Annotated in this window: 14 protein-coding genes; 10 read left to right on the top strand and 4 right to left on the bottom strand. The window is 71.7% G+C overall.

All coding sequences use genetic code 11. From position 1 onward, the window contains the following. The first annotated feature begins 42 nt into the window (after positions 1–42). Positions 43–258, top strand: coding sequence for a dodecin family protein (locus tag ACLQ21_RS01485; RefSeq protein ID WP_425660744.1), 216 nt, complete (start codon positions 43–45; stop codon positions 256–258). 60 nt (positions 259–318) lie between these two features. On the opposite strand, the gene ACLQ21_RS01480 is transcribed toward ACLQ21_RS01485, so the two are convergent. Beyond that, positions 319–1,548, bottom strand: a complete 1,230-nt coding sequence (locus ACLQ21_RS01480; RefSeq protein WP_425660742.1) for a cobalamin-independent methionine synthase II family protein — start codon at positions 1,546–1,548, stop codon at positions 319–321. 188 nt (positions 1,549–1,736) lie between these two features. On the opposite strand from ACLQ21_RS01480, the gene putP reads away from it, so the two are divergent. Beyond that, positions 1,737–3,296, top strand: coding sequence for a sodium/proline symporter PutP (putP, locus tag ACLQ21_RS01475; protein WP_425660740.1), 1,560 nt, complete (start codon positions 1,737–1,739; stop codon positions 3,294–3,296). A gap of 12 nt (positions 3,297–3,308) precedes the next feature. On the opposite strand, the gene ACLQ21_RS01470 is transcribed toward putP, so the two are convergent. After that, complete coding sequence (locus ACLQ21_RS01470; protein ID WP_425660738.1) at positions 3,309–4,346, bottom strand: zinc-dependent alcohol dehydrogenase family protein; 1,038 nt, start codon at positions 4,344–4,346, stop codon at positions 3,309–3,311. Positions 4,347–4,435: 89 nt separating this feature from the next. Between ACLQ21_RS01470 and treS the strand changes: the two genes are divergently transcribed. The 3 genes from treS (at position 4,436) to ACLQ21_RS01455 (ending at position 9,257) form a co-directional block, all read left to right on the top strand. Next, positions 4,436–6,655, top strand: a complete 2,220-nt coding sequence (gene treS / locus ACLQ21_RS01465) for a maltose alpha-D-glucosyltransferase (RefSeq protein ID WP_425660736.1) — start codon at positions 4,436–4,438, stop codon at positions 6,653–6,655. A gap of 83 nt (positions 6,656–6,738) precedes the next feature. After that, positions 6,739–7,695 (top strand): GlxA family transcriptional regulator, encoded by a 957-nt coding sequence (locus tag ACLQ21_RS01460; RefSeq protein ID WP_425660734.1) that lies wholly within the window; start codon positions 6,739–6,741, stop codon positions 7,693–7,695. 290 nt (positions 7,696–7,985) lie between these two features. Then, positions 7,986–9,257, top strand: a complete 1,272-nt coding sequence (locus ACLQ21_RS01455) for an alpha/beta fold hydrolase (protein WP_425660732.1) — start codon at positions 7,986–7,988, stop codon at positions 9,255–9,257. 83 nt (positions 9,258–9,340) lie between these two features. On the opposite strand, the gene ACLQ21_RS01450 is transcribed toward ACLQ21_RS01455, so the two are convergent. After that, positions 9,341–9,916, bottom strand: a complete 576-nt coding sequence (locus ACLQ21_RS01450) for an NADPH-dependent FMN reductase (RefSeq protein ID WP_425660730.1) — start codon at positions 9,914–9,916, stop codon at positions 9,341–9,343. Positions 9,917–10,124: 208 nt separating this feature from the next. Between ACLQ21_RS01450 and ACLQ21_RS01445 the strand changes: the two genes are divergently transcribed. From ACLQ21_RS01445 to ACLQ21_RS01425, 5 genes are all read left to right on the top strand, one after another. Further along, positions 10,125–10,970 carry an alpha/beta fold hydrolase gene (locus ACLQ21_RS01445; protein WP_425660728.1) on the top strand — a complete coding sequence of 282 codons (846 nt, stop codon included), beginning with the start codon at positions 10,125–10,127 and terminating at the stop codon, positions 10,968–10,970. 152 nt (positions 10,971–11,122) lie between these two features. Further along, the gene (locus ACLQ21_RS01440) at positions 11,123–11,812 is read left to right on the top strand and encodes a hypothetical protein (RefSeq protein ID WP_425660726.1); all 690 of its coding nucleotides are present in this window, start codon (positions 11,123–11,125) and stop codon (positions 11,810–11,812) included. Between the two features lie 5 nt (positions 11,813–11,817). Then, complete coding sequence (locus ACLQ21_RS01435) at positions 11,818–12,531, top strand: DUF2306 domain-containing protein (protein ID WP_425660724.1); 714 nt, start codon at positions 11,818–11,820, stop codon at positions 12,529–12,531. 44 nt (positions 12,532–12,575) lie between these two features. After that, on the top strand, positions 12,576–12,803 hold the full coding sequence (locus ACLQ21_RS01430; protein WP_425660722.1) for a hypothetical protein: 228 nt from the start codon (positions 12,576–12,578) through the stop codon (positions 12,801–12,803). Further along, the gene (locus tag ACLQ21_RS01425) at positions 12,803–13,810 is read left to right on the top strand and encodes an NAD(P)-dependent alcohol dehydrogenase (RefSeq protein WP_425660720.1); all 1,008 of its coding nucleotides are present in this window, start codon (positions 12,803–12,805) and stop codon (positions 13,808–13,810) included. Before ACLQ21_RS01430 ends, ACLQ21_RS01425 begins: the two co-directional genes overlap by 1 nt. A gap of 5 nt (positions 13,811–13,815) precedes the next feature. On the opposite strand, the gene ACLQ21_RS01420 is transcribed toward ACLQ21_RS01425, so the two are convergent. Further along, positions 13,816–16,602: a LuxR C-terminal-related transcriptional regulator gene (locus tag ACLQ21_RS01420; RefSeq protein WP_425660718.1), complete on the bottom strand. Its 2,787-nt coding sequence runs from the start codon at positions 16,600–16,602 to the stop codon at positions 13,816–13,818. Positions 16,603–16,661 lie beyond the last annotated feature (59 nt).

Below are 16,661 nucleotides of genomic sequence, written 5' to 3'. Positions count from 1 at the left end.
CCCAGCGAGGAGATCCCTCGCAAGCAGTCGAGGAGGATTGCCATGGCATCGGTAGCCCGTATCACCACCATCAGCTCGCGCTCGGACGAGAGCTTCGAGGACGCCGTCAGGAGGGGCATCGAGCGCGCCAGCGAGACGCTGCGCGGCATCGAGGGCGCCTGGGTCAAGGACCACGTCGTCAACATCAAGGACGGCAGCATCGTGTCCTGGCAGGTGAACCTCGAGGTCACCTTCGTGCTCGACGACGGCGGCCAGTAGGCCGCGCCCGCTCGCGGCGCGGCGGCAGTGCACGCTGCCGCCGCGCCGCTGCCGGTGTCGTCAGACGATCGAGGCGGCGACGCCCAGGCGCTGCTCCGCGAGCCGCGCACCTTGACCGAGCGCCTCGAGCTTCGCCACCGCGATCGACGGGTGGATGCGTCCGCCCAGGCCGCAGTCGGTCGACGCGATGACGCGCTCCGGCCCGACGATGCGGGCGAACCGCTCGATGCGGTCGGCGACGAGCTCAGGGTGCTCGACGACGTTGGTCGCGTGCCCGATGACGCCGGGCGCGATGCGCTTGCCGTCGGGAAGCTCGACCTGCTCCCAGACCCGCCACTCGTGCTCGTGCCGCGCGTTCGCGGCCTCGAAGGAGTAGCTGCCGGCGTTCACCTCGAGCACGAGGTCGACGATGTCGGCGAGGGCGATGTCGGTGGTGTGCGGACCGTGCCACGAGCCCCAGCACAAGTGCAGGCGCACCTGCTCCTCGGGCAGGCCGCGGATCGCGTGGTTGAGCGCCTCGACGCGGATGCGCGTGAAGTCGAGGTAGTCGGCGATCGACGGCTCGGGGTTGATCTGGTCGAAGTTCTCGGCGAGCGACGGGTCGTCGATCTGCACGATCAGGCCGGCGTCGACGATCGCGCGGTACTCCTCGCGCAGCACCTCCGCCCACGCCCAGATATGCTCCTCCTCGCTCGCGTAGTGGCGGTTCGCGATGCGCGACGCCGAGCCCGGCGAGAGCGCGGTGAGGAAGCCCTGCCCGCCGCCCGACGCATCCAGGCCCGCCTTGAGGTTCGCGATGTCGGTGGCGATCGCCTGCTGCCCGGTGTAGCGGAGCGCGCCGGTCGTGGCGGGGAACGCCGTCGCCGGGGACGATTCGAGCAGCGGGTGCTCCGGGTCGAGGTAGGCGTCGGCGAAGCGCACCCAGTCGCGGCGGTCCGGGAACGACGTCAGGCGGATGTCGCCGGGCGCCGAGCGCTGCGCCGGCTCGGTGAAGATGTCCTCGCCGGTCACCTCGAGCCCCTCGACGCGCTGGAAGACGTAGCTCCACCAGGCCGCGTAGTCCTGCGAGCTCGACATCGCCTTGCCGTACTCGCCGTCGCCCACGATCGTGATCCCGAGGTCGCGCTGCCGCCGCACGAGGTCGGCGACCGCCGCGGTGAGCAGCGATTCGAACTGGGGCCCGCGCTCGAGCGTGAGGCCGTCGGCGGCGAGGGGGCGGGCCGCGTTCGCGGCGATCAGCTCGGGCGTGCGGGGCAGGCTGCCGGCGTGCGAGACATCGATGCGGGTCATGGTGGTGTGCCTTCCGGGTCGGTGCGGCCACGCTATGGCGGCCCGGCTCGGGCGGCGAAGGCGGCCGCGTCACGGTTCGTCACAACGCGCAGAGCTGCCGGCCGGGCAGGGGCCGCGGCTCCGGTCGCATGTATCCCTGTGCGCGGGGTATGCGTAAGGTTGGTGCCGAATCCACCGGGGGGACAAGGATGTCTGACGTAACGTTCCAGCTGCTCGCGATCGCGATCTACTTCGCCGCGATGATCGGCATCGGCATCTACGCCGCACGAAAGACCAAGAGCCACGAGGACTACATGCTCGCCGGCCGCGAGCTCAGTCCGTTCACGGCGGCGCTCTCCGCGGGCGCCTCCGACATGTCGGGCTGGCTGCTGATGGGCCTCCCGGGGGCCATCTACGCCGCCGGCCTCATCGAGGCGTGGATCGCGATCGGACTGACGATCGGCGCCTACCTCAACTGGAAGTTCGTCGCCCCGCGCCTGCGCGCCTACACCGAGGTCGCGAAGAACTCCATCACGATCCCGAGCTTCTTCGAGAACCGCCTCCGCGACCGCTCGAGAGCCCTGCGCATCGTCTCGGGCCTCATCATCCTCATCTTCTTCACGTTCTACGTCTCCTCCGGGATGGTCGCCGGCGGCGTCTTCTTCGAGTCGACGTTCGGCGCGAACTACATCTGGGGCATGCTGCTCGTGAGCGGCGTCACGCTGCTCTACACGCTCTTCGGCGGCTTCCTCGGCGCTTCGCTCACCGACGTCGTGCAGGGCCTGATGATGTTCATCGCGCTCATCCTCATCCCGATCATCGCCTTCTTCACCGTCGGCGGGCTCCAGGGCGTGCAGCAGGGCATCACCGATTCGGGCGCTCAGCTCTCGGGGCTCATCCCCGCCGACGTCGACGGCATGGTCGTGCTCGGCATCATCTCCTCGCTCGCCTGGGGACTCGGGTACGTCGGCCAGCCGCACATCATCGTGCGGTTCATGGCGCTCAAGTCGGTCGCCGACGCGCGCCCCGCGCGCCGCATCGGCATCGGCTGGATGGTCATCTCGCTCATCGGCGCCGTCATCTCGGGCTTCATCGGCATCGCCTTCGTGCAGCAGTCGGGCATGGAGCTCGCGAACCCCGAGACGGTCGTGCTCGCGATGTCGCAGGCCCTCCTGCACCCCTTCGTCGCCGGCCTCGTGCTGGCTGCGGTGCTCGCGGCGATCATGTCGACGCTCTCGAGCCAGCTCATCGTGTGCTCCTCGGCGCTCGTCGAGGACCTGTTCCAGGTGTTCGTCAAGCGGCAGCCCTCGCAGAAGGTGCTCGTCATCCTCGGGCGCGCGTGCGTGCTGGCCGTGGCGACCATCGCCGCAGTGCTCGCGATCAGCCCCTCCGACACCATCCTCGGCCTCGTCGGGTTCGCGTGGGCCGGCTTCGGCGCCGCGTTCGGCCCGATCGTGCTGCTCAGCCTCTTCTGGCGCCGCCTCACCAACTGGGGCGCGCTCGCCGGCATGATCGTCGGCGCCGCGACCGTGTTCATCTGGGATGCGATCGAGCAGGCCACCGAGATCGGCTTCTTCACGCTCTACGAGATCGTGCCCGGGTTCGTGCTCAACATGCTCGTCGCGATCGTCATCAGCCTCGTCGTGCACCGCCACGACGGCGAGGTCGACGAGGAGTTCACGCGCACCGGCAAGATCGTCGCGCTCAAGCGCGGCGAGGAGCTGCCCGTCTCCCGCGCCGCCGCGGCCGACCGGAACATGCTCCCCTGAGCTGACGCGCCGTCACCGCCGCGGGTCGATCATCGTGACGCCCGCGGCGGTCGCGCGATCGAACTCGGGCAGCAGCGCGCAGGCCTCGACGAGGCCGACGGTGCGCTCGACGAGCCGCTGCGGCTCGAGCACGCCCCGCTCGATGAGCGCGAGCATGCCCGGGTAGTCGGCCGCCGCCATGCCGTGGCTGCCGAGCACATCCAGCTCCCACGCGATCACGCGCGACATCGGCACGCGCGGATGCCCGTCCACCGGCGGCAGCAGGCCGACCTGCACGTGCCGACCGCGACGGCGGAGGCTCAGCACCGCATCCGCACTGGTCTCCTCGCTGCCGACCGCGTCGACGGAGACGTGGCTGCCGCCGCCGGTGATCGACGCGATCTCCGAGGGCACGTCGCGGCCGTCGGCGAGCACCGTCTGCTCGGCGCCCAGGCTGCCGGCGAGCGCGAGCGCGGCAGGGTTGCGGTCGACGGCGATCGGGCGCGCGCCGAGCGCTCGGGCGATCATGACGGCGCTGAGCCCGACGCCGCCCGCGCCGATCACGGTCACCCACTCCCCCGGCGCGACTCGGGCTCGGCCGACGAGCGCCCGGTAGGCGGTCGCGAAGCGGCAGCCGAGGCTCGCGGCGGTCGCGAAGTCCACCCCGTCGGGGATCGCCACGAGGTTCGCGTCGGCCGCGTGCAGCGCCACCTGCTCCGCGAACGAGCCCCAGTGGGTGAAGCCCGGCTGCTGCTGCCACGGGCACACTTGCGCATCGCCCGCGAGGCACCACTCGCACCGGCCGCAGCCGCACACGAACGGCACCGTCACGCGGTCGCCCAGCGCCCAGCGCCGCACGCCCTCGCCCACCGCCGACACGACGCCCGCGAGCTCGTGCCCCGGCACGTGCGGGAAGGCGATCTCGTCGTGACCGGCCCACGCGTGCCAGTCGCTCCGGCACAGCCCCGTGGCCATCACTCGCACGACGACCCCGCCGGGCGGCGCGACCGGCTCGGGCACGTCGGCGACCCGGGGCGTGCTGCGGACGGCGTCGAGGAGCAGGGCGCGCATGCCTCGATCCTGGCAGGGCGCGGGTCCGGCCCGGGCGCGCCGCGGCGACGCACTCGGGACGATCACGCTGGCGTGATAGGACTGCATGCGTGGATGAGCCCGACGAGCACGGCCCCGAGATCACCTACGACGAGCAGCGCTACCCCGCTCGTCCCCGTCGCCTGCGCCCGCGCGACCAGTTCCGCGGCGGCAGCGTGCGGCGGTTCCGCACCGACCCGCGCACGGCGAACGGGTCGAACCCGTCGTACGTGGAGTGGCTCGTGCGGCAGTCGATGCTCAAGGACGCCGACGTCCTGAGCCGGCAGCTGTCGGGGCAGCCGTCCATGTGGCGCAACCCCTACGCCCGCCCCGACGCTCGGCGCGCGATCGGCGTCAGCGACGTGTGGTTCACCGCCTACCCGATCTCGCTCATCACCCGGCCGGGGCAGTCGTTCCTCGACGCGCTCGGCGAGGAGGCCCTGTGGGAGGCCTTCGAGCACGTCGGCATCAACGGCCTCCACACCGGGCCCGTGAAGCGCGCCGGCGGCATCACCGGCTGGCACGAGACGCCCAGCGTCGACGGCCACTTCGACCGCATCAGCACGCAGATCGACCCCGCCTTCGGCGACGAGGATGCGTTCCGTCGCCTCTCCGACGTCACCGACGCGCACAACGGCAGCGTGATCGACGACATCGTCCCCGGCCACACGGGCAAGGGCGCCGACTTCCGGCTCGCCGAGATGGCGTTCAAGGACTATCCCGGCATCTACCACATGGTCGAGATCCCGCCGGAGGACTGGCACCTGCTGCCCGATGTGCCGGAGGGCAGGGACGCGGTCAACCTCGACCCGTCGTGCGAGCGGGAGCTGAGCGACCGCGGCTACATCATCGGCGAGCTGCAGCGCGTCATCTTCTACGTGCCCGGCGTCAAGGAGACGAACTGGAGCGCGACGGCGCCCGTGCTCGGCGTCGACGGCGTGGAGCGCCGCTGGGTGTACCTGCACTACTTCAAGCAGGGGCAGCCGTCGATCAACTGGCTCGACCCGACGTTCGCGGGGATGCGCCTCGTCATCGGCGACGCCCTGCACTCGCTGGGCGACCTCGGCACGAGCGCCCTGCGCCTCGACGCCAACGGCTTCCTCGGGGTCGAGAAGGCGGCGGAGGGCCTCCCCGCCTGGTCGGAGGGGCATCCGCTCTCGCACGCGGCGAACCACATCATCGCCGGCATGGTGCGCAAGGTCGGGGGCTTCACGTTCCAGGAGCTGAACCTCACGATCGAGGACATCCGCGACACGAGCGCCGTGGGCGCCGACCTGTCGTACGACTTCGTCAGCCGGCCCGGCTACCACCACGCGCTCGCCACCGGCGACACGGAGTTCCTGCGGCTCACGCTCACGACGTCGCTCGAGCTCGGCGTGGAGCCGGTCGGGCTCGTGCACGGGATGCAGAACCACGACGAGCTCACCTACGAGCTCGTCCACTGGGCGACGCTGCACCGCGACGACCCCTACCCGTTCCGGCACGAGGAGGTCACCGGCGCCCAGCTCGCCGAGACGATCCGCGCCGAGCTCACCGAGAAGCTCACCGGCTCCGCCGACTACAACCGCGTCTTCACGCAGAACGGCATCGCCTGCACGACGACGTCGCTCATCGCGGCCACGCAGGGCTTCGAGCGGCTCGATGACATCACCGACGAGGCGATCCCGGGCATCCGCGACGCGCACCTGCTGCTCGCGAAGTACAACGCGTGGCAGCCGGGCGTCTTCGCGCTCTCGGGCTGGGACCTCACGGGCATGCTCACGGTGCCGGCGGAGCAGGTGCAGGACCTCATCAGGACGGGCGACACGCGGTGGATCGAGCGCGGCGCGCACGACCTGCTCGACGCCTTCCCCGACGCCACGACCTCGACCTCCGGCATGCCGCGCGGGCGGGCGCTCTACGGCTCGCTGCCGGCGCAGATCGAGCAGCCGGACTCGTTCGTGAACGGCCTCGCCGAGGTGCTGCGGATCCGCCGCTCGCACGGGGTCGCGACCGCGACGCAGCTCGACGTGCCCCACGTCGCGCACCCGAGCATGCTCGTGCTCGTCCACCGGCTCGACGACGGCGTCGCGACCGACCCGGATGCGCGCATCCAGGTGACGGTGCTCAACTTCTCGGGTGAGCCCGTCGACGGCACCGTGCACTCCGAGGCGCTGACGACCCAGTGCACCGTCATCGACGCCGCGACCGGCGACAGCATCGGCCACGTCGACGACCTGCAGAGCTTCAGCGTCAGCCTGCCGCCCTACGGCGGGCTCTTCCTGACGCTCGAGCCGATCGTGCAGGACTGAGGGCGAGACGGATGGGCTGAAGGGGCTCAGAGGGACCGAGGGCGTCCGGAGGGACGGAGAGCGTTCAGAAGAGCTGAGGAGCGATGGAACCGCGCATCGTCATCGTCGGATTCGACTCCGCGCAGATCCTCGACGTCACGGGCCCGCTCGAGGTCTTCTCCACCGCTTCCCGCTTCTTGCGGATCCCCGGCTACGAGACCGAGATCGTCAGCACGGATGGCGGGCAGGTGCGCTCCACGAGCGGGCTCGAGTTCGCCTCCGCACCCATCGATGCGGTCGTCGGTCCCGTCGACACGCTCGTGGTCGCCGGCGGCCGGGACATGGAGATCGCAGCTGCCGACGCGAAGCTCGTCGACGGCATCCGTCGGATCGCGGGCGAGTCGCGCCGAGTGACCTCGGTCTGTTCCGGCGCGTTCCTGCTCGCCGCTGCGGGCCTGTTGGACGGCCGCCGAGCGACCACGCACTGGGCCGAGTGCGAGCTGCTCGCGCGCCGCTACCCGGAGGTCTCGGTCGAGCCGGACGCCATCTACGTCCACGACGGGAACGTCTGGACGTCAGCGGGCGTCACCGCGGGGATCGACCTCGCTCTGGCGCTGGTCGCCGACGACCACGGCCGGTCCGCTGCGGCGACGGTCGCCCGCCGTCTCGTCGTGTACCTGCGACGCTCGGGAGGCCAGCAGCAGTTCTCGGCGCTGCTGGCCGCGCAGTCGATCGACGACGAACCGATCCGCGATCTGCTCGAGTGGCTGCCCGACCACCTGACGGACGACCTGTCCATCCCCGTCATGGCCGCGCACGCCCACCTGTCGGAGCGCCAGTTCAGCCGGCGGTTCAAGACCGAGGTCGGCACCACGCCGGCCGAGCACGTCGAGGCGCTGCGGTTGGCGCACGCGTGTCGGCTGCTGGAGACCACGCTCAGCCCGGTGGAGCTCGTGGCTCGCGAGAGCGGCTTCGGCACGCCCGAGACCATGAACCGGGTCTTCCGCCGTCGCCTGAGCACCACGCCGAGCGACCACCGCCACCACTTCGGCCCAGCCTGATCACTTCCCGTCGGACGCGGCGGCGCGTGCTGGATGGGCCGCCACCGTCGTGGCCGAGATCGTCAACCTCGCGTCCTACGCGGACCGGTGCGGCGGCCGTACCGTGAATCCATCACCCAAGCCCGCCGCAGCACTCGCGCGGCGCGGCCCTCGGAACGGAGTCCGTCGTGATCGCCAGGTCGAGCCTCATCGCCGCCCCTTCCCCCGAAGCGCCCGGGCAGCGCCGCGCGACCGGGCAGCGTCCCCCCACCGTCCCCGCGCGCGTGCGGCGGGACCGCATGGGATGGGTCGTGGGAGGGTCGCTGGCCACCGGGGCGGTGGCCGCCGCCCTCCTGGTCGCCGCGCCGCTCGGACCCGCCACCGAGAGCGCCGTCACCGGCTCGGTGCTGTGCGGGTTCGCACTGGGTTGGGCCATGCTCGCGGTGCTCTCGACGCGATCCACCGATCGTCCGCAGCGCTGGGCGTTCGCGCCGGCGCTGGTCATGGGCATCGGCGGTCTGCTGCTCGTGCTGTTCGGCTCGCCGATGCGGCTCGTCGTCAGCTGGGTCTGGCCCCCGGTCATGCTCGGACTCGCCATCTGGATGACGGTCCGTGTCGGCCGGCGGCTGCGCGGCTCGCGCACTCGATGGCTGCTCTACCCGGTGATCGCGATGCTCGCGCTCTCGTCGGTCGGCGCCGGCTACCAGACGCTCGGCGAGGCCGCGGCCGCGCAGGCGCCCGTCCCCGGCCGGCTGATCGATGTCGGCGACCATCACCTGCACCTGCACTGCACCGGCTCCGGCAGCCCCACCGTCGTGCTCGAGGCGGGCGGCGGCAACATGTCCTCCGACCTCTGGCGGATCACTCCGGCCGTGGCGAGCGACACCCGGGTGTGCGTCTACGACCGCGCCGGCCGGGGATGGAGCGACCCCGCGCCCAGCGCACCTCACGGCATCCAGATCGCGACCGACCTGCACACCCTGCTGGAGCGAGGCGGCGAATCGGGACCGTACCTGCTGGCCGGGCATTCCTTCGGCGGCCTCTACGCGCAGGTCTTCGCCGCCCGCTATCCGAGCGAGGTCGCCGGCATGGTGCTGATCGACTCGACGGCGCCGAGCGCGGCAGCAGCCGAGCACGAGGACCGCCCCTACCTCCTGAACCGTGTCTTCGCACTCGCAGCGGCCCCGGCTCAGCTGGGGCTGGGCCGCTTGGTCTCCGTGGTCGCGGCCGACGGCCCGCCCCCGGATGGCGATCGGCAGGCGCCCGCTCGCGTCATCACTGCTGCCGACGTCCGCAGCACCATCGATGAGTACGCGGACGCGGGTGACGCGGCGAGGGAAGCGGCATCGCTCACCGACCTCGGAGACACGCCGCTGATCGTCGTGACGGCGAGCGGGCATGACGCCGCATCGTCCGCCGCGCAGGCGCGGATGGCTGCGCTGTCGACCAACAGCGCACATCGCCTGATCGCGGGCGCGAGCCACGCGGGCCTGGTCGCGGAGCCCGATGGAGCCGCCGCGACCGCTCGAGCGATCCTCGACGTGGTCGCATCGGTGCGGGATGGCGGATCCCTCGCTCAGTGACCGCGCACGTCGCGCGCGCAAGCCCCTCCGCAGACGCAGAGAAGCGGGCCTCCCCTTGGGTGGCCCGCTTATGCAGCAGTCGATCAGGCGTCGACGAGCTCGCCCTTGCGCACGCTCTCGAGCGCGCGCGTCCACTCGATGAGCTGGTCGAGCATCGGTGCGACCGATGCGGCCTGCAGCTCGGTGGGCTTGAAGGCGGAGAAGTTCTCGAAGTCGGTGAAGAGCGAGAACATGCCCGTCTTCTGCACGTGGGCGATCTGCAGCTCCGAGAGGATGCCGCGGAGGTGCTCGACGGCGCGCGCACCCATGGCCGAGCCGTAGCCGACGATGCCCGCTGCCTTGTTGTTCCACTCGGCGTTCAGGAACGAGATCGCGTTCGCGAGCGCCGGCGTGACGGAGTGGTTGTACTCGCCGGTGACGAAGACGTAGCCGTCGAACTCCGCGATCTTCGCCGCCCACGCCTGCGTGTGCTGCTTCGTGTACTGCTGGTACGCCGCCGGCATCGGCTCGTCGTACAGCGGCAGGTTGAAGTCGGCGATGTCGACCAGCTCGTACTCTGCGTCGCCGCGCTGCTGCGCGAGCTCGGTGACCCACTGCGCGACACCCAGGTTGATGCGGTTGGGTCGCGTGCTGCCGGTGATGATGGCGATCTTCGTCATGGATTCGATTCCTTCTGGAGTTCGGGGACTGCCGCGTGGGCATCCCGGCGGACGTCTTGCCACTCTAGCCAACCGCTTGCAATTTGAACTATTCCCGGTCACCGTCGCGCGTGCCAATTAGGCGCCCTCCGATGTCGCTCACGTGCGATTTGGGGTACAAGCACGTACCCTGGATGCCCAACCGCAGCGCCGCGACGAAGGAGCCGCCATGACCGAGGTCGTCGTCAACTCCCGCATGCTTGGCCTGCGAGACGTGCGGCTGCACGTGGACGACCGTGGCGTCGGCAGGCCGGTGGTGCTGCTGCACGGATGGCCGCTCTCGAGCGCGACGTGGGCGCCGCAGCTGCCGTGCCTCGTCGACGCGAGCTTCCGCTCGATCGCCTACGACCGCCGCGGGTTCGGGCAGAGCGACAAGCCCAAGACGGGCTACGGCTACGACACGCTCGCGGACGACCTCGCGGGCGTGCTCGAGGCGCTCGACCTGTGGGACGTCACGCTCGTCGGCTTCTCGATGGGCGGCGGCGAAGTGGCGCGCTACATCGCCCGGCACGGCGAGGAGCGGCTCAGGAGCGTCGTGTTCGCCTCGTCGGTCACCCCGCGCATGATGCACCTTCCCGACAACCCGCAGGGTCCGCTCAGCGCGATGAAGGCGGGCGCGATGACCCTCCAGCTGACGACCGACCCCGACGGCTTCTTCGACCGGTTCACGAAGGACTACTACTCGCGGAACGCCGACGGCGAGGTGCTGGTGACCGAGGCGGATCGGCAGCGGGCGATCGCACTGTGCAAGCAAGCCGACCGGCTCGCGGCGCTCGAGGCGATGCAGTCGTTCGGCATCGCCGACTTCCGCGACGACCTGACGAAGGTCACCGTGCCGACGCTCGTCATCCACGGCGACGCGGACGGCATCGTGCCGTTCGAGGGCTCGGGTGCCCGCACGCACGCGGCCATTCCCGACAGCGAGCTCGTGGTGCTGGAGGGCGCCCCGCACGGCTGCAACCTCACGCACGCCGGCGCGTTCAACGCAGCGCTGCTGCGGTTCCTCAAAGCCTGAGGCCGCCCCGCCGACCGGTGCGGGAGTCCGCGCGAGCACGGCGAAGATCACCACGACGATCACCACACCTGGTGATGCCCGGCCACCAGGTCGCTCCGTAGCTTGAGAGCAACCCCCGCCGCTCCGGGCGGGGACGCGCAAAGGAGCAGGACGTGGCCCCCACAACCTCACACCTCGCCCGGGCGGCCGGCGTCTCCGCCATGCTGTCGGGCCTGCTGTACATCGCGATCCAATTCGTCCATCCTGCCGAGACCGTCGCCGCCGTCGCGACACCCGGATGGGCGATCGTCGCCTGGATGACTGTCGCGGTGGGAGTCCTCGGGCTCATCGGCGTGACGGGCATGTACCTGCACCAGCGGGAGGAGTCCGGCGTGCTCGGGCTCCTCGGCCTGCTCGTCTTCGGAGGCTTCCTGCTGACCGCCGCGGCGTTCAGCTTCGTCGAGGCCCTCGTGCTGCCGGCGATCGTGACGCAGGCGCCGGACGTGGTCGAGGACATCCTCGGCATCTTCAGCGGTGCCCCCGCCGATGGCAGCCTCGGCGCGCTCGAGGGGTTGGGCACGTTCGCCTTCGCCGCGTACCTGCTCGGCGGCCTGCTGTTCGGCGTCGCGACGTTCCGAGCACGGATGCTGCCGCGCTGGGCGGGCATCCTCCTCGCTGTCGGGGCACTGTCCACGCTGCTGGTGCCCGTGCTCCCCCACACCCTCGGTCGGTTCGTCGCCGTGCCGGTCGGGCTGGCGCTGGTCTGGCTGGGCGGCTCGCTCTGGACCGCTCGGCGAGGGCGCGCCGACGACGCCGCGGGCACCCGGGATCGAGCACGGCTCGACCCGACCACCGCCGCCTGACACCGATGGACGCGATCATGGACGCAGCGCCCGCGCCGCCGCGAGCTCGAGCACCTCGAGCCACCCGGACGGCACGCAGGCTCGGCTGGCTCGTCCCGACGGCGATCATCGCGCTCGGGCTCATCCCGATCATCGCGAACGCGCTGCGGCGCGCAGCGCTCTCGATGGGTGCCGGCGGCGCCGGTGCCGAGCCGGCCGCCCCACTGACCCTCGCGGTGCTCCTCCACATCGTCGGGGCGACGATCTTCGTGATCCTCGGCGCGTTCCAGCTCTCCGCGGGCCTGCGCCGCAATCGACCCGCGTGGCACCGCACCGCGGGCCGGCTGCTGCTGGGCATCGGGCTCGTCGCCGCCCTGTCGGGCCTCTGGCTCAGCGTCTCCTCCGCGCTGGCCGGCGGGAGCGAGCTCCTGTTCGTGCTCCGGCTGCTCGCTGGCACGGGCATGGCGGTGAGCATCGTGCTCGGCTTCGCCGCCATCCGGCGCCGCGACGTCGCTCGTCACCGGGCGTGGATGATCCGCGCGGTCGCGATCGGTCTCGGCGCCGGCACCCAGGTGTTCACGCTCGGGCTCGGCGAGGCGATCCTCGGCGAGACGGAGCTGAGCGTCGCGCTCCTGAACGGTGCCGGCTGGGCCATCAACCTCGCCGTCGCCGAGCTCGTCATCCGCCGCCCGAAGCGCCGTGGACGCCCCTCCGCCGCCCGGGTCGCCGCACTGCCATGACCTCGACTCCCTCCCTCTCCGGGCCCGGCGCCTACGAGCTCCGCGTGAGCGGACATCTCGACGACCGCCGCGCAGCGTGGTTCGACGGCGTCGACCTCACTCGCGAGAGCGACGGCACCACCACGCTCCGCGGCCCGGTCGCCGACCAGGCAGCGCTGCACGGACTGCTCACCAGGGTGCGCGACCTCGGGATGATCCTCATCTCCGTGCGAGCGATCGAGACCCCCGACCACCTCTCTCAACCCCGACGACCCCGACAAGGAGCCCGATGATGAAGCACCGACGTGCCATCGACACCGATGCGACGCTGATGAAGGCAGCCGTGCACCGCCGCTTCGGCGGCCCGGAGGTCGTCCGGATCGAGGACGTGCCCAAGCCCTCGCCGGGCACCGGCGAGGTCCTCGTCGAGGTGCGCGCGACCACGGTCAGCGCCGCCGACCACCGCGCCCGCACCAAGGACGTGCCGAAGGGTGTGAAGCTGCTCTCGTCACTCACGCTCGGGTTCTTCGCCCCACGCATCCGCGTCCTCGGCATGGACGCCGCCGGGATCGTCGAGGCGGTGGGTCCGGGCGTCACGGCGCTCCGCCCGGGCGACGAGGTCGTGACGATGCTGACGCCCGGGTTCGGTGGGCACGCGGAGCACGTCGTGGTCCCGCAGGGCGCGGCCATCGCGCGCAAGCCCGCGAGCTTGAGCTTCGAGGAGGCGGTCGCCGTGGTCTTCGGCGGCATCACCGCGCGGGCATTCCTCGACCGCGCCGGTCTCGCTCCCGGCGCATCCGTGCTGGTCAACGGTGCGTCCGGCGCGGTCGGCTCAGCCGCCGTGCAGCTCGCGCACCTCGCTGGTGCGCAGGTCACCGGGGTCACCAGCGGCGGCAACGCCGAGCTGGTCCGCTCGCTCGGCGCAGACCGGGTCATCGACTACTCGACGACCGACTTCGCGCACGAGTCGCACCGCTACGACGTGATCGTCGACTGCGTCGGCAACGTGCCGTTCCGTCAGCTCGAGCCGCTCATCCAGCCGGGCGGAGCGCTGCTCTCGGTCATCGCCGATCTCGCCGGCGTCGTCGGCGCTCGCAGCCGCAGCCGACGCACCGGCAAACGGATCGTCGCGGGCAACGTGCCGTTCACGACCGACCAGCTCGCGGAGGTGGCACGGCTCGCCGAGGCCGGTCTGCTCAAGCCCGTCATCGACCGGTCGTTCGACCTCGCCGACATCGCCGACGCGCATCGCTACGTCGACACCGGCCGCAAGAAGGGCAGCGTGGTCGTGCGCATCTGACGCGGTCAGGCGGAGCGGCCTCGCTCGCTCCCGAGCTGCCCGGTCTCGCGGCCGCGCAGCACGGCCGCCCGCCGGCTCGTGACACCGAGCTTGGCGTAGATGCTCTTCGTGTGCGTCCGCACGGTGTTGAGCGACACGACCAGCCGGCGCGCGATCTCTGGGCCGCTCAGCTCGGTGTCGAGCAGGCCGAGCACCTCGCGCTCGCGGGGGCTCAGCGGCTCGAACAGCGTCGTCGCGGTCTCCGTGCGACGCGGCGTCGGGTCGCCGTGCGCGAACGAGCCGAGCAGTCGGGTGACGTACTCCGGGTTCGGGGCACTGCGCGCGGCGGCCCGGAGGAGCACGGCCATGGGATGCCCCTCGTCGACGAACACGCGCACGTAGCCCTCGGGCTCCGCGAGCGCGAGCGCCCGCTCGAGCGGCACCAGGGCAGCAGGCAGGTCACCGCCGAGCTGATGCGCGATCGCCTGCAGCACGAGGATCTCGATGACCGTCCCGCCCCGACCGCCGGCGTCCGCGGCATCGAGGAGGCGATCGAGCAGCCGGATCGCGTCCCGGCGGGAGTCGGTCCCCGGCTGCGTGCGGTGGCGCGCGAGCAGGATCCTCGCGAGGGTGACGTGCTCGAACTCGCGCAGGAACGAGAGGTCGTCGTCGACCGACAGCCCGAGCTCGCGAGCCCAAGCGAGGGCTTCTGCCACCCTCCCCTGCCCGAGCCACGCGCGCGCCCGGAGGGCGGGGATCGGGCGCAGGTTCGGCGCCATGTCGGCGACATAGACGCGGTCCGCGTCGTCGAGCAGCGCGACCGCAGCGGCGGAGTCGCCCTCCGCGGCTCGGAGCTGCGCCATCGCCTCGCGCCAGCGGTACGGGTGCTTGGGCAGTCCGGTGTGCTCGCCGAGGCGCTCGCTCTGCGCGAGATGCCCGGCCGCGGCGTCCAGCGCTCCCCACTCACGCTGGATGGTGCTGATCCCGACGTGCATGTCGGCGATGCCGCGCGGGGCCGGCGCCGGTTGCGCGAGGGCGAGCTGCAGCCCATGCTCGTAGCTCGACAGCGCGTCGTCCAGCCGGCCCTGCGTCACGCGGATGTCGGCAAGGGTGATGGCGCAGCCGAGCACGTCGGAGATGTAGCCGGCAGTGCGGAAGCTGGCCGACGCCTCGGCGTAGCCGTCGTACGCGCCCTCGAGGTCACCCCTCCCCCACAGCGCAAGTCCCAGCAGCGCGGAGGCCGCTCCGCGGCGGAAGTGATCGTCCGGCTCGACCAGATCGAGGGCGCGACGAGCGTGGTGCTCCGTCGCGGCGGCGTCACCACCGGCCAACGCGAGGCCGGAGCGGTACACCGCGACGGCTGCAGGGAGCCGGCGGCGCTCCGTCGCGTCCACGACGATCGGCTCGGTCGGCTCGGCATCCGTGCCCGCCCGTTCGGGCTCATCCGCGTCGACCCAGCGCTCCGCGTCCCGCAGTCGCGGCTCGACACCCTGCACCTCGCCGGTCGAGAGGAGGGCGCCAACGAAGGCGAGGCTCAGCACCGGACGGTCGCGGAAGAGCTCCTCGGGGAGCGTTTCGAGCCATGCGCGGAGCGTGACCTCCCGTCTCGCGCGGCTCATCGCCGGGACCGCCCCCTCGATGAGGTGCGCGGCGAGCGGATGGTCGCCGGCGGCGAGCGCGTGGTGGATCGCGGCGTCGTGGTCGCCGTGCTGCGCGAACCAGCCGCTCGCCCGCCGGTGCAGCTCGGCCACCTCGACCGGCCGCTCGTCCAGCAGCCGCGACTGCAGCACCTCGGCGAAGAGGTGGTGGTAGCGGTACCAGCGCCGGCGGTCGTCGAGCGGCACGAGGAACAGGTTCGCCCGGTCGAGCGCCTCGAGCATCGCGCGGCCGTCGGTGCGGCCCGTCACCGCGTCGCACAGCGCCGCGCTCATGCGGCCGAGGATGCACGTGTCGAGCAGGAACGCGCGGATGTGCTCCTGCTGGCGCTGCAGCACCTCCTCGACCAGGTAGTCGACGATGTAGCGGTCGTCGCCCGCGAAGGCGGCGACGAAGCCCGCGAGATCATCCCGGCCCTGCATCGAGAGCGCCGCGAGCTGCAGTGCCGCGATCCACCCCTCCGTGCGGGTCCCGAGCGTCGAGACGTCCTGCGCGGTGAGCGGCAGGTGCATCGCTTCGACGAGGTACGCCGCGGCCTCCTCGGCGGTGAAGCGAAGATCGGCGGCACGGAGCTCGGTGAGCTCGCCACGAGCGCGCATCCGTGCCAGCGGGAGCGGTGGATCGGCGCGGCTCGAGAGCACGAGGTGCAGTCGCGCGGGTGCGTGGTCGAGCAGGAACGCCATCCCGTCGTGCACCTCGCGGGACTCGATCACGTGATAGTCGTCGAGCACGAGCACGACGTCTCGCTGCAGCGTCGCGGCGTCGTTGAGCAGCGCGGTGAGGACCTGTCGGATCGTCGGCGATCGCGCCTCCAGCAGCGCGAGCGCGTCGGTGCCGACCGTGGGCGCCACGGTCCTCAGCGCGGTGATGACGTACGTCCAGTACAGGGTGGGCTCGTTGTCGCCGGCGTCGAGCGACAGCCAGGCGGCCGAGCCCTCGCCGACGGAGGCTCGCTGTCGGCGCTCCAGCCACGCGGCGAGGAGCGTCGACTTGCCGAAGCCGGCCGGTGCGGAGACGAGGGTGAGCGCCGAGCCCATCCCCTCGTCGAGCCGATCGAGCAGTCGCGGCCGCGGCACGGCGCGCCGCTGGTGCCGCGGGAGGTAGGTCTTCGACTCGAGCAATCGATGACCGACGAGCGCGTCGGCGAGCGTCTCCATCGATCCACCTCGTCTCCCAGCCCGCGACTCGGTTGCGCGGCATCGCCCGGCCCTCGACC

It is taken from the genome of Agrococcus sp. DT81.2 (assembly GCF_049844935.1).
Lineage (GTDB): Bacteria > Actinomycetota > Actinomycetes > Actinomycetales > Microbacteriaceae > Agrococcus.
The sequence above is the reverse complement of the archived record's forward strand: the minus strand, read 5'-3'. Positions and strand labels throughout refer to the sequence as shown.

Coding starts and splice junctions, on each gene's coding strand:
- ACLQ21_RS01450 (WP_425660730.1), bottom strand. CDS start 9,916: ATGACGAAGATCGCCATCATCACCGGCAGCACGCGACCCAACCGCATC.
- ACLQ21_RS01425 (WP_425660720.1), top strand. CDS start 12,803: ATGAAGCACCGACGTGCCATCGACACCGATGCGACGCTGATGAAGGCA.
- putP (WP_425660740.1), top strand. CDS start 1,737: ATGTCTGACGTAACGTTCCAGCTGCTCGCGATCGCGATCTACTTCGCC.
- ACLQ21_RS01445 (WP_425660728.1), top strand. CDS start 10,125: ATGACCGAGGTCGTCGTCAACTCCCGCATGCTTGGCCTGCGAGACGTG.
- ACLQ21_RS01420 (WP_425660718.1), bottom strand. CDS start 16,602: ATGGAGACGCTCGCCGACGCGCTCGTCGGTCATCGATTGCTCGAGTCG.
- ACLQ21_RS01470 (WP_425660738.1), bottom strand. CDS start 4,346: ATGCGCGCCCTGCTCCTCGACGCCGTCCGCAGCACGCCCCGGGTCGCC.
- ACLQ21_RS01460 (WP_425660734.1), top strand. CDS start 6,739: ATGGAACCGCGCATCGTCATCGTCGGATTCGACTCCGCGCAGATCCTC.
- ACLQ21_RS01480 (WP_425660742.1), bottom strand. CDS start 1,548: ATGACCCGCATCGATGTCTCGCACGCCGGCAGCCTGCCCCGCACGCCC.
- ACLQ21_RS01435 (WP_425660724.1), top strand. CDS start 11,818: ATGGACGCGATCATGGACGCAGCGCCCGCGCCGCCGCGAGCTCGAGCA.
- ACLQ21_RS01485 (WP_425660744.1), top strand. CDS start 43: ATGGCATCGGTAGCCCGTATCACCACCATCAGCTCGCGCTCGGACGAG.